Genomic DNA, 12178 nt, shown 5'->3' with positions numbered 1-12178 from the left:
CGGGTCCCTCCATGCATCTGATTACCTTTCATTATATCATGCTTCATGCTTTATTATCAAAACAATCACTATTTTTGTACGGATTGCCCATAGCATGATATTCCGTCTTTATGATATAAATGGATAAATATTCAAAATAGATGATCACTTAAAAGGGGTGGAAAAATCATGAGAAAATCTGACGTAATTATCATTGGCGGCGGTGCAATTGGGTCAAGTATCGCATACAATTTGTTAAATGACGGGTTTACCGGGCAGGTTTCCGTCTATGAAAAAGACAGGATTTATGAATATTCCTCAACAGGAAGGAGTGCAGGCGGGATCCGGCAGCTGTTCACAACAGAAGTGAACATTCAAATCAGCCGTTATGGACTGAAAAAGTATCAGACATTCGCCGATGATATGGCAGTGGACGGGGACAAAGCAGAGATTGATTTTAAGCAGCGGGGCTACCTGTTTCTGGCAAAAGGCGAAAATTTGAAAGCGCTTCAAAACCAATTAAAACTGCAGAACAGCTTGGGCGTGCCATCGGAATTTATCGAAAAAGACGACCTCCATACCATCATCCCGGAGCTGACAACAGATGATTTGCAGGGCGGTTTGTATTGTGCTGAAGATGGCTATCTCGATCCGTACTCTGTTATGGAAGGCTACGCGAAAAAAGCGAGAGCGCTTGGGGCGGAATATATTTATGAAGAAGTGACCGGGATAGAATATGCGCGTGGCCGGGCAGCGGGAGTAAGGCTCACAAATGGTGAGGTGCACGAGGCGCCAATCGTCATCAACTGTGCCGGGCCATGGGCGCCGCAGCTCAGCGATCAAATGGATTTGCCGCTGCCGGTTGTCCCGCTCAAGCGCCAGATTATTCAATTCGATATCGCAGAGCCGCTGACACGGGACCTTCCGCTTACAGTGGATCCGACCGGTGTCTATTTTCGCCATGAAGGCCAGTCACTCATCACCGGCTTTGGAGAAAAAGTTAAACCGGGAATCTATTTTAACTGGAGCCGGGACTTTTTCATTGAACAATTGTGGCCCGTGCTTGCCGGTCGTGTCAGCAATTTTGAACGGGCCAAAGTTAAGCGCGGCTGGGCTGGAATATACAGCCACAACACGATTGATCAGAATGCCATCATCGGAGAGCACCCCGGCATGAACGGTTATTATGTCGCGTGCGGGTTCAGCGGTCATGGCATGCAGCAAGCACCAGCCGTCGGTAAGGGGATATCTGAACTGATCAGACTTGGACGTTATGAAACACTCGATCTGACACCGCTGCGGTTTGAACGTTTTTATGAACAAGATTTGATCATCGAAGGGGCAATCGTTTAAGGAAGCTGGCTAAATGGGTTTTTATAAAAATAGGGTGAGGTGAGGATGATGAAAGAACGGACAAATAAGGTGAAAGAAGGGTGGGGGAGTCGTGCTGGCTTTATTATGGCAGCGGCCGGCTTTTCAATCGGTCTCGGCAATATTTGGCGGTTTTCCTATGTTGCGGGTAATAATGGCGGTGGCGCGTTCCTGCTGATTTATGTCGTGCTCGTGGTTCTGATCGGTCTGCCGCTGTTTCTGGCAGAAGCCGGGCTTGGCAGAAAAAGTCAGGCGAGCGCCATAACGGGTCTGAGGAAATTAACTCGTAAAGGCAGTCCATGGGTGTCGATCGGCTGGCTGGGAAATATAACATCGATACTGATCACGTCCTATTATTTAATGATTATGGGCTGGATCATGGCCTACCTGTTCAAAATTGGCAGCGGCTCGCTTAACGGTGTCACTTCCGACCAGGCCGCTGTGGTCTATGACAGCTTGGTGAGCAATCCGCTTGCCGTGATTGGCTTTACGCTGATCCCGACTCTCATTATCGGACTCGTTGTCTCAAGAGGTGTCAAAAATGGTATTGAAAAATTTGTAAAAACCCTCATGCCGATCCTGCTGATTATGATGGTCGTGCTCGCTGTGTTTTCACTGGCTCAGCCCGGCTCAATGGAGGGTGTCCTCTGGTACTTGAAGCCTGACTTCAGCAAAGTCACCGCTGGCACACTACTCGAAGCGTTGGGGCAAGTGTTCTTCTCAGTCGGAATTGGTTTTGCCGCAGCGTTCACCTATGGCAGCTATCTAAAACCGGATAAATCCGATCTCGTCAAAGACGGCGCATGGGTGATAGGGCTGGACACGTTCATCGCATTCATCTCAGGACTCGTCATTTTTCCAGCGCTGTTTGCCTTTAATATGGCCCCCGACTCTGGTCCAGGTCTGCTTTTCATGTCCTTCCCGGCATTGTTCAACCAGATGCCCATGGGTCAATTATTCGGCTTCGTATTCTTCGCGTTGATCATGATCGCAGCCCTGACCACCGGCGTCGGTTTGATTGAAGCAATTGCCCACAACACCTCGGAACTTCTCGGTATTAAAAGGAAAGTGAGTTCATGGGTGATTCTCGGGTTCATATTCTTACTCTCGATTCCGTCCATCTTGTCACAAGGCCCATGGTCTTCCGTCCAGCTGTTCGGCATGGACATATTCGGCCTGATCGATTACGTCTCGGGGAACATCCTGCTGACGCTCGGAGGACTGCTGCTTTCGTTGTATGTCGTATTCAAATGGCGCTTCAAAAACTTCCTGCACGACATTAACATTGGCACTGACAACCTAAGATTCCCACACTTCGGCAAACCCGTCGTCAACATCGTCATCCCGGCCGTCATCTTCCTCATCCTCATCAGCAGCGCAATGATATAAAAAATGGGGGAGTGATGAAATTCGGGAAGTATTAAAATTCGGGAAGTTACAAAATTCGGGAAGTGCCTGTCACTTCCCGAATTTTGTCGAATGGGGAGGGTTGCTTGGATAGAGGGGGTTTTTGCTTGGATAGACTGGGTGCTTCCTTTGATAGAACGTGTTCTTGCTTGGATAGGGGCTGTTTTTCGTTTGATAGAGGGGCTTCTTGCTTGGATAGGCCGTGTTATTCGTCCGATAGGCGAATTCCTCAGGCAGAGGACATCAAATCCAAACCACACAAAAAAGCGAGAGGGAAGCGGTCAGACTCTGTCTGCTTCCTTCTCGCTTTTCAAAGAGGGCCTAGCCCCCGAGCTTACTTCACTTCCCGAGCAAAGCGCTCGGTAATCTGCTGCGGCCGTGTGATCGCGCCGCCGACGACTGCGGCATGGACGCCGAGCTCAAACGCCCGGGCGAGCATCTCCGGTGTCTGGATGTTGCCTTCCGCGATCACGGCAGCGTCAACAGCCGCTACAACTTCCCGCAAGAACGCAAAGTCGTCATCGTACAATTTTTTTCCTTTAGTGTCCTCAGTATAGCCATGCAAGGTCGTGCCCACATAGTCAAATCCAAGCCCCGCCGCCGCCACAGCCTCTTCAACCGTCGCGATGTCAGCCATCAGTTCCACATCCGGCGCAGCCTCACGCACATAAGCAACCAATTCCGCCAAAGACTTCTCAGGTCGCTCGCCAAACGTCGCGTCCATGGCAATCACTTCACATCCGCTCTCGACAAGCTCGTCCACTTCACGCGCCGTCGCGGTGATGTACACATCTGAGCCCGGGTAATCGCGCTTCACGATCCCGATGACAGGGAGGTCCACCTCACCTTTGATCGCAAGAATATCGTCTTTCGAGTTGGCGCGAATCCCTTTGGCGCCGCCTTCCTTAGCAGCAAGCGCCATTTTGCTCATGATAAATGAGGAATGCAGCGGCTCATCTTCCAAAGCCTGGCACGACACAATCAAATCATTAGGTAACTTCATATCCTACACACACCTCTTTGTAAAATTTTCAAACCAAAACCATCTCATTCAAAAAACGGATACACCGCACCATACAAAGCCGCATCATTAAACAACTCCGCAATCACAAGCTCCGTTTTCAAAAAATCTCCCGGCAAAAATGCCAGAACCGCTTCATGAATCATCTCCAGCAAAAAGTCACCTTGCTGCGACACACCGCCGCCAATGACAATCCGCTCCGGGTCCACCAGCAAAATAATCTGCGCCAGCCCAGCCGCAACTTCCCGCACCCAGGCCTCAAGCACCGCGACACACGCCGGATCGCCTTCCCGGGCAAATGCAAACACATCGCGCGCCGTCCAGCCGTCACCCAAGCGCTCTACTATCAGCGCATTCAACGCCGACGTCGACGCCCGGCCTTCATAATTCGTGCCGCTAACAGGATCAGCCAGCATATAGCCAACCGAATTTCCCTGAAAATGGGTCCCGCTCACAAGCCCGCCGCGATAATGCGCACCGCCGATTCCCGTGCCAAGTGTGATGCAGTATATATCGTCACATCCGGCCCCGGCGCCTTGCCACCGTTCACCGAGCAGCGCGGCATTCACGTCATTTTCCACATGAACCGGCACACCGCTCCAGGCCAGCGCTTCTTTAAAATTCGTCCCGCGGTAGTCCTGAATCGTCGGCCCGGCATAAATAATCTCACCCCGGTCACGGTCAACGATCCCCGCCGTCGAAATGCCAATTCCGTCCAGCTGAAATCGCCCGGTAAAGTCCGCCACAATCGCATTTAGCTCTCGGACAATCGCATGATCCGCATTGACCGGCGTGCGCTTTTTCCCGTGCTCCTGAAGCTCAAGCCCATCATCCAGCACAGCGTATTTCATATACGTCCCGCCGATATCGATCGCCAAAAACTGTCCCATACCATCACTCCTAATCCTTCGCCTGCTTCATATGACGCGCCAGCACAGCCTTGGCCTCGGCCGCGTCACCCTTCTCAAGCGCGTTCACAATCTGCGCATGCTCCTCGCCAACGCGTTTGTATTCCGCCAGCGACAGCTCAATATGCTGCACCTGGAAAAAGTAATTCGTAATCACGTCCGTCAACTGAGCAAACAGCTGATTGTTCGTCGCCTGCAGCAGCGCCTTATGAAACGCCATATCCGCTTCCCGAAAAGCATCCAGCGTCTTGGCCTGCAAATTTTCCTGAACGATCTGTCTCAGCGCCGCAACAGCCGTTTCATCATTTCGCGCCACAATATCATCAATCGCACTCGATTCAAAAATCAGCCTCAGCCCGCGAATATCACGGATATCACCGTTATTAATCTGCCAGAGGAAAAAGAAATTATCCAGCAGCTTATCAATGTTCGACTCATTCAAAAACGTGCCCTGACCTTGCCGCACACGAACGACGCCCGTATTTTCCAAATAACTCAAGGCTTCACGCACGACCGACCGGCTCACCTCAAACATCTCGGAAAATTTCCGCTCTGTCGGCAGCTTATCCCCGGCCGTCAGCTTCTCATCAACAATATATTGCTTCATCGCCGCAATCACCTGATGCTTCAGCGATTGCCGCTCCGTCACCTCAATCGGTTTCATCGTCACCATCAACCTCCAACTGATCGATATAGGCGGTGATCGGCTTCAAATGATCCGTCATCAATGCCTGCGCACCCGCCAAATCACCCGCCGCCAGCCGCTCGACAATCGCCTCATGCTCCTGATGGGACGCCAAAAGGGCAGATTCACTCTGAACAAGATCGATCTTCGTTATGGAAAAATAATCATGAATAATTTCGCTAAAATTGTAAAACGTCTCGTTCCCCGTCGCCCGGATCAGCGCCTGATGAAACTCCCGGTCTGCCTCACGCGTATCCCGGTGCTCAACAATCGCCTCATAATACCGCTGATTAATGTCACGCAGCTCGGCAAAATCCACCGCGACCGCCTTTTCAATCATCAACCGCAGCGCGCCAAGTTCAATAATCTGCCGGATTTCCACCAGCTCACGCAATTTCACCCCGTGCGCGTCATAATGATGATGCAAAATCTCTTTGATCACATCAAAATTCTGGTCGCTGATCACAACACCGCCACCGCGCCTAATCGCCAGCAGCCCAATCGACTGCAGCGAAATCAGCGCCTCACGCACCACGGTCCGGCTCACCTGCAGCTTCTCAGTCAATTCCTTTTCCGACAAATACCGATCCCCCGGTCGCAGCCCCTGCTCCGCAATATGCGCCTTAATCCGGTCAATCGCAATATCCACCAGTGACGCTCTCTGTAAGGCCATGGCAACACCCCCCGAACATTTGTGAATTATAGTTATTTTATCATATAAGTCGTCGCTCTTAGCCTTCTTGAATAGAGGAGAAAATCATAATTAATATATTTCATTAAAAAATGAAGCGAAATGACCGCTCCGGGAAAACACTGCGCTTTCCGTGGGCGCTGCTGAGCCTCCTCACGCTATCGCGTTCCGGGGTCTCACCGAGGCTTATCCTCCCACTGGAGTCTTCGTATTTTCCCTCCGCTAGGATTGCTACCTCAAAAATGTATATGCGCCAAACAGGATAAAGTGATTGTAGCGAAGGGTAGTCGACTCCTGCGGGAACAGCACGAGTCCGAAGACCCCACAGCGAGTACATTAAGGAGGGTCGACTAAAACCGCCCTTTGCGGGCAACGTCGACATACCCCTTGCCGGGGCAAGGAGGCTGAGGCCGTGCCCGCGGCTAGAAGACACTGTGAAAATGGTTTTTTTGAACAGATGTCGCACTTGAGCTGTTATGAAGTTAAAGCGATTACCCGTAGCGGAAATCACGTTGCTCTCACATGCGAACAAAATCTCACGATAACATCCATCCTGTAACCTCTTACAAAAAACGGTTGACATTTTGTTAAAACGCTTTTATGATTGAGGTGACTTAAAAATTGGTCTGACCATATTATAACTTTTTACGATAAAAGAAGCAATCACAAGGAGGAACTTCCCATGAAAGGTTTATTTTCAGCATTACTCGTGCCGTTTGATGAGCAGGGTCAAATAAAAGAGCAAGGTCTTCGTGAAGTGGTGAATCAGAATATCGAGGAGCAAGGTGTTGACGGGTTGTATGTCAACGGTAGCTCAGGGGAAAATTTCATGCTGTCTACGGACCAGAAGAAGACGATTTTCCGCATCGCACATGAGGAGACGGCTGGCAGAGCGAAATTGATCGCCCAAGTCGGTTCGATCAATCTTGAGGAAGCGGTTGAGGTTGGCAAGTATGCCACTGAACTCGGCTATGACAGCTTGTCTGCGGTCACACCGTTCTACTATCCGTTCACTTTTGCCGAAATCAAGTCTTACTACGAAACGATCATTAATGAAACGAACAATAACATGATCATTTACGCGATCCCAGCTTTGACCGGCGTATCAATGGACATGGCACAGTTTGATGAACTTTTCCAGAATGAAAAAGTCATCGGCGTGAAATACACCGACGGGAACTTCTTCCTGCTCGAACGTCTGCGGAAACGCTACCCGAACAAGCTGATCTATTCCGGATTCGACGAAATGCTCATTTACGGCCTCGTATCAGGTGTGGATGGTGCGATCGGCAGCACGTTTAACGTGAACGGCAAGCGGGCGAAAGAGATCATGAATCTGGTCGCTGAAGGAAAAGTCACTGAAGCATACGATGTTCAGCACACGACCAACGACTTGATTGAAAAAATTCTCGACCTAGGCCTTTATCAGACGCTGAAGGAAATTTTGAATCAAAAAGGCATCGACGCCGGCACTAATAAAAAGCCAATGCGCGGCTTTGACAGCAGTCAGGTGGGCGAGGTTAAGCAATTAATCGCTGACTTTAATTTGTAAAACGAGCAGGGGGCGGCTGTCCTCGGGCAGATCACGCCCTGCTTTTTGCAGGAAATGAAAACGGTTTAAACATTATGAAAACACCATGAACAGACGCATCTAAAGGAGGACAACAAAATGGAAAAGGTAGGTCTCGGTACGGTCAACTGGGTTGTGTTGGTTGTGTACTTAATCGCAATGCTCGGCGTGGGTGTGTATTTCACCCGACGGTCCGGAAAAAACACCGACGCGTTCTTTAAAGGCGGCGGAAAAATTCCGGCTTGGGCAGCGGGCTTCAGTATTTACGCGACAACGCTCAGTGCCATCACATTCATGTCAACACCGGAGCAGGCGTTTCTGACAGACTGGTCATATGCTGCTGGTAACTTGGCCATTTTCGCCATTATCCCTGTTTTAATTCATTTCTACATCCCGTTTTTCAGAAAATTGAACGTCACTACGGCGTATGAATACCTTGAGGAGCGCTTCGGCGTGTCCATGCGATCGGTCAGCAGTTTGTTGTTCATCCTGTTCCACATCGGGCGCGTGGCAATCGTCGTTTACTTGCCAACACTCGCGATCACATCGGTGTCCAACATCAACCCCGTTCTGATCGCAGCCGTCGTCGGGATCCTGTGTATCATTTACACATTCCTCGGCGGGATGGAAGGCGTCATCTGGAGCGACGTGATCCAAGGCATTCTCTTGCTCGGCGGTGCGCTTTTGATCGTATTCATGGGCATCAACATGATCGACGGTGGCTTTGCATCGATCATTCAGGATGCAAACGAGCAGGGCAAATTCATCACAACCGACAACTTTAAATTCGGCACAGCCGCAGCCGCGATTCCGATCATCTTTCTCGGATCAATTTTCAACAACTTGCACCAGTACACAGCGAGCCAGGACGTCGTGCAGCGTTACCAGACAACGTCCTCTGTTAAAGAAACGAACAAATCCCTGTGGACCAATGGTGTGCTCGCGCTGATCACGATCCCGATTTTCTATGGCATGGGAACCGTTCTGTACATGTACTATTCAACAGCTGGCACATTACCTGAGGGCTTCAACACATCAGCCGTTGTGCCATACTTTATCGTGACAAGCCTGCCCGTTGGTGTCGCCGGACTCTTGATTGCAGCCATTTTCGCGGCCTGCCAGTCAACGATCTCATCCAGCCTGAACAGTATTTCAGCCTGTGTGGTCACCGACTTCAAACAACGCTTTTTCGGTAAAAATCATGAAAAAACAGACGTGCTCCTAGCCCGGCTGACCATCATCGCCGCCGGAATACTCGGCATGACAGCCGCCCTGTATCTCGTCGCCACCGACCGCGCCGAAACATGGAACCTGTTCCTAAGCATCACCGGCCTGTTCGGCGTGCCAATCGCCGGGATATTCGCTCTTGGCATATTCACAAAACGCGCCAACACACCAGGCGTATTCGTCGGCTTGATACTCGCAGCCATCACATCATTCTTTATCCAAAAAACAGGACTGTCACCATTCGCCGTCAGCATGGTCTCATTCTTCAGCTCAGTCGTATTCGGCTACATCGCCAGCTTCTTCTTCCCGTCAACCGGCAAAAACATCGTCGGTCTGACCATCTATACAAAAGACGAAGCATACGTGAAAGGCCCAGCATCCTAAACGGTAAATGTGACAGACACGGCCAGGCGCCCCGGACATACGTCCCGGGCGCCTGGCATTTTTTTGTGCGGTGGGGGAAGGCGGGTGCCTGTCACTTCCCGAATTATGTCGAATGCTGTCGTCTGAGGTGAGGTGCTTTTTATTGGAATAAGGTGGAGGAGACGGTTGGTGTGATAGAAGAGGAAGTTTGTTTGATAGAATCGGCTGTTGCTTGGATAGGGTTGGATCTTGCTTTGATAGAACAGGGTCTTCATCTGATAGAATGCGCATTTGCTCCGATAGAACGCATTCTTCCTCTGATAGAAGTCGATCTTGCTCTGATAGAACGCACCCTAGCTCCGACAGCAGCACAGCCCTCCAGTAGACCACTCCTCGCTCCGCACCAAAATCCCACCACCCACCCAAAATCAAAAAGGAAGTCCCCAACCGCTGTGGACTTCCCTTGCACCAAACACCACAACTTCATTTGTTCCTAGCTCAAAAAATGCTACGATAGAAACAGGAAAGGTGGGGGGAGACGGTTATGAAAAAGAAGGAATTACATACACAACAACAGTCAGAAAGCGGAGAAGCCCCCACATCAGCGTTTATCACATATCTCCAGCAGCACAAATGGGCGCTCGTCCTGGCCATCCTCATTGTCACGCTCCTTTGGGGCTATGCCTGGGTGCTCATGAAGCAGGCGCTCGACTATATGGGGCCGTTCACATTTTCCGCGTTCCGTTTTGCGACTGGCTCGATCACCCTGCTCATCGTCATTTGGATTCGCAAAACCGGCCTGCCGCCGAAACAGTATTGGAAGCACCTGACCCTCGTCGGACTGCTGCAAACATCGATCGTGTTCTTGCTCGTCATGTACGGTCTGAAATTCGTCGACGCGGGAAAATCATCCGTGCTCCTGTACTCCATGCCAGTCTGGAGCAGCTTTCTCGCCGCAAAATTCCTGAACGAAAAAATGAGCCCAGGCAAAGTCACAGGTCTCCTCGCAGGTATGATCGGCATCATCACGATCGTGGGCTGGGACAGCATTTTCACGGATAACCTCCAAGCTGTTTTCGGGGAGCTGCTCATCATCGTAGCCGCATTTTCTTGGGGGATGTCGAATGTCTATTACCGCCGCCACCTGCAAAACCTGCCCCAACTCCAGGTCAACACGTGGCAAATGACGTGCGGCACAATCGGCATCATCATCGCCGCCCTTGTCATGGAATGGGGCGAACCCATCGTGCTGAACACACCGAGCATCTACTACATCATGTTCACCGGCGTGTTCGCGTCTGCGCTGTGCTTCACCGTCTGGTTTCTCATTCTCAGCCTGATCGATATGGTCACCGCGACAATCTCAACGTTGCTCGTGCCCATTTTCGGCCTCTTGTTCAGTTCAATAATTTTAAACGAAACACTCACTCCCGGCGTCATCACGGGATCCGTCTTAATCATCGCCGGCATCATCATTGCTCAGCTGAGCGCCAAGCAGATGCAGAAAAAATAGCCCGGGCACCTTTTCACAAGGCACCCGGGCACATCTTTTTAAAAGAACAACAACCCGATCGCTATCGGGAAAAAGCTATAAATTAAAATCAATGCACAATAGCCCATGATGTCACGCACTTTCAAGCCCGCAATCGCGAGCAGCGGCAGCGCCCAGAACGGCTGAATCATGTTCGTCCACGCGTCACCCCAGGCAACAGCCATGGTCGTTTTCGCCGTGTCAACGCCAATCTCAAGCGCAGCCGGAATCATAATCGGCCCCTGCACAGCCCACTGACCACCGCCAGACGGGACGAAGAAGTTTACGATACCCGCGCTGATAAAAGTAAATAACGGGAGCGTGAAGTCATTGGAAATGTTCACAAAAAACAGCGACATTTTTTGTGAAAGCCCGGACTCTACCATCATACCCATAATCCCGCGTAAAAAGGAAATTGAATGATGATCCCGCCGACGTTTTTCACCGAATCCGTGACACTGCCCAGAAACTGCTTCGGCGTCCGGTGCAGCAGAATACCGAGTAACAGGAACGTGAAAATGACGATGTTCAAATTCAAATCAAAGCCATTTTGCACAAAATGATAGACGATGTACACCACGCCAAGCGCCCCGACGAGCAGTGACAGGATCATGCTGTTCTCCAACCGTGACGCTGGAGTCATTTCCTCGGCCGAAGCTTCCTCCACCTTTTCTTCCTCCTGAAAATTCCACGGCTGCTGCTCAATCGTGACCGGACCGCGACTCTTCATAAGCAGCCAGTTCAACGCCGGCAGCGTCACCAAAAACACAATCACAATAAACAAATTAAAAGGACTGAACAACGTGTTGACCACCGGAATGGTCCCAATCGTGTCTTCCAAAAAGTGCCCCTCAGTCGCGACCAGAAGCGGCGCTGATGCCGAAAGCCCGCCATGCCACACAAGGAAACCACTGTACGCACTCGCCACCAGCAGACGGTAATCGACCGACGGAACGCGCTTCACAATATGCACCGCCAACAGCGCCCCGACCACAAGGCCGAACCCGTAGTTGATCCAGCACGCAATAATCGTCACAATCGTAATCAGCACAATCGCCTGTCCAGGTGTATTGGCCAGCCGACTTATCCGCTCGAGCCCACCTTTAACAACCGGCGTATTGGCCAAAATATACCCCGTTACAACAATGAGCGACATCTGCATGGCAAACGCCAGCAAGTCCCAAAACCCGTCACCCCAATAACTCACCATCTCCAGCGTCGAACTCGATGTAAAAAAGATCCCCATCACAAACACGACTAACGTCAAAATGACTGCAAACAAAAACGCATCAGGCAAGTACCGCTGTACCACCCGATCAAAAAAATTCGTTATCCCCTTCACCAAAATCCCCTCCCTATACACTATTTATATGAAGTAAACGCTTACAAATATGATATCACAATAGTTAAATTAGTCAAAACTAA

The 12178-nt window shown here is 50.6% G+C and carries 9 protein-coding genes and 1 pseudogene; 5 read left to right on the top strand and 5 right to left on the bottom strand.

Translation table 11 applies throughout. The features are described from left to right. Positions 1-165 precede the first annotated feature (165 nt). Complete coding sequence (locus tag JNUCC1_RS04800) at positions 166-1332, top strand: NAD(P)/FAD-dependent oxidoreductase (RefSeq protein ID WP_331713719.1); 1167 nt, start codon at positions 166-168, stop codon at positions 1330-1332. 45 nt (positions 1333-1377) lie between these two features. Beyond that, the gene (locus JNUCC1_RS04795) at positions 1378-2739 is read left to right on the top strand and encodes a sodium-dependent transporter (protein WP_197431632.1); all 1362 of its coding nucleotides are present in this window, start codon (positions 1378-1380) and stop codon (positions 2737-2739) included. 352 nt (positions 2740-3091) lie between these two features. Here the strand turns inward: JNUCC1_RS04795 and JNUCC1_RS04790 are convergent, their stop codons facing one another. From JNUCC1_RS04790 to JNUCC1_RS04775, 4 genes are read right to left on the bottom strand one after another with little or no spacing between them, the layout of a single operon-like run. Next, a complete protein-coding gene (locus tag JNUCC1_RS04790) occupies positions 3092-3760 on the bottom strand; it encodes an N-acetylmannosamine-6-phosphate 2-epimerase (protein WP_156644373.1) in 669 nt (222 codons plus the stop codon). Positions 3761-3804: 44 nt separating this feature from the next. After that, the gene (locus JNUCC1_RS04785) at positions 3805-4668 is read right to left on the bottom strand and encodes an ROK family protein (RefSeq protein ID WP_156644372.1); all 864 of its coding nucleotides are present in this window, start codon (positions 4666-4668) and stop codon (positions 3805-3807) included. 10 nt (positions 4669-4678) lie between these two features. Beyond that, positions 4679-5350, bottom strand: a complete 672-nt coding sequence (locus JNUCC1_RS04780; protein WP_156644371.1) for a FadR/GntR family transcriptional regulator — start codon at positions 5348-5350, stop codon at positions 4679-4681. Further along, positions 5337-6044, bottom strand: coding sequence for a FadR/GntR family transcriptional regulator (locus JNUCC1_RS04775; protein WP_156644370.1), 708 nt, complete (start codon positions 6042-6044; stop codon positions 5337-5339). Before JNUCC1_RS04775 ends, JNUCC1_RS04780 begins: the two co-directional genes overlap by 14 nt. 700 nt (positions 6045-6744) lie before the next feature. Here JNUCC1_RS04775 and JNUCC1_RS04770 point away from each other — a divergent pair. The 3 genes from JNUCC1_RS04770 to JNUCC1_RS04760 all read left to right on the top strand — a co-directional run bounded on the left by JNUCC1_RS04770 (position 6745) and on the right by JNUCC1_RS04760 (position 10735). Continuing rightward, a complete protein-coding gene (locus JNUCC1_RS04770; protein WP_156644369.1) occupies positions 6745-7614 on the top strand; it encodes an N-acetylneuraminate lyase in 870 nt (289 codons plus the stop codon). Positions 7615-7731: 117 nt separating this feature from the next. Further along, on the top strand, positions 7732-9243 hold the full coding sequence (locus JNUCC1_RS04765) for a sodium:solute symporter (protein WP_156644368.1): 1512 nt from the start codon (positions 7732-7734) through the stop codon (positions 9241-9243). A gap of 523 nt (positions 9244-9766) precedes the next feature. Further along, the gene (locus tag JNUCC1_RS04760; protein ID WP_156644367.1) at positions 9767-10735 is read left to right on the top strand and encodes a DMT family transporter; all 969 of its coding nucleotides are present in this window, start codon (positions 9767-9769) and stop codon (positions 10733-10735) included. A 38-nt stretch (positions 10736-10773) separates the two neighbouring features. On the opposite strand, the pseudogene JNUCC1_RS04755 reads toward JNUCC1_RS04760, so the two are convergent. Then, a pseudogene (locus JNUCC1_RS04755) lies at positions 10774-12095 on the bottom strand (short-chain fatty acid transporter). Between the last annotated feature and the right edge of the window lie 83 nt (positions 12096-12178).

Source organism: Lentibacillus sp. JNUCC-1, assembly GCF_009741735.1.
Classification (GTDB): domain Bacteria; phylum Bacillota; class Bacilli; order Bacillales; family Amphibacillaceae; genus Lentibacillus_B.
This window is presented reverse-complemented; position numbering and strand designations above follow the sequence as displayed.